1 pseudogene is annotated in these 589 nt (G+C 63.8%); it reads left to right on the forward strand.

Going from position 1 to position 589, the window contains the following annotated elements:
* Positions 1-188 precede the first annotated feature (188 nt).
* Positions 189-589: pseudogene (locus tag PY257_RS11820) on the forward strand (transposase); the annotation flags it as partial.

Below are 589 nucleotides of genomic sequence, written 5' to 3' on the forward strand. Positions count from 1 at the left end.
CGATCCAGGCAACGCCGCCTTCATGTCGGCCCTGCTGGGGCCTTTGTACGTAGAGCTGGACGCCCTTCGCGATGAATTCGGCTTGCATCTCACCATCGATGCGGTGCCCGAATGGCAGCGCTGGAGCGAGCAGCAGGATCTGCAAAAAATCATCGAAGACAAGCGCGAAAACAGCTAACCCGCGTCGCATGAGCCCCGCACTCATTGAGGCCCTGCTCGACGTGGCGCGCCGTGCCAGCGCCGCCGGACACGGCGGCAAGCAGGATGTCTACGCCCAGGCATGCCAGCAGCTCGGCATGTCGCCAGCCACGCTCATGCGCCGATTGAAGGATGTCGTCGTGAAACCAGCCCGCAAGCGCCGCACCGATGCCGGTGCCACAAGCTTGAGCAAGACCGATGCGCTGCTGCTCAGCGAAACGCTGATGGAAGGCTACCGCGCTAACAAAAAGTCGATCCAGGCGCTTTCGCTCACGCTCGAGCAACTGCGCGCCAACAACCCGCTGTTTGCCAGCGATACCGACCCGAACACGGGCGAAACGCGCCAGCTCAGCGCCAGTGCCTGCGCCCGCGCCCTGCGCGCATATGCGCT

Source organism: Curvibacter soli, from assembly GCF_029211125.1.
Taxonomy (GTDB): domain Bacteria; phylum Pseudomonadota; class Gammaproteobacteria; order Burkholderiales; family Burkholderiaceae_C; genus Curvibacter_A; species Curvibacter_A soli.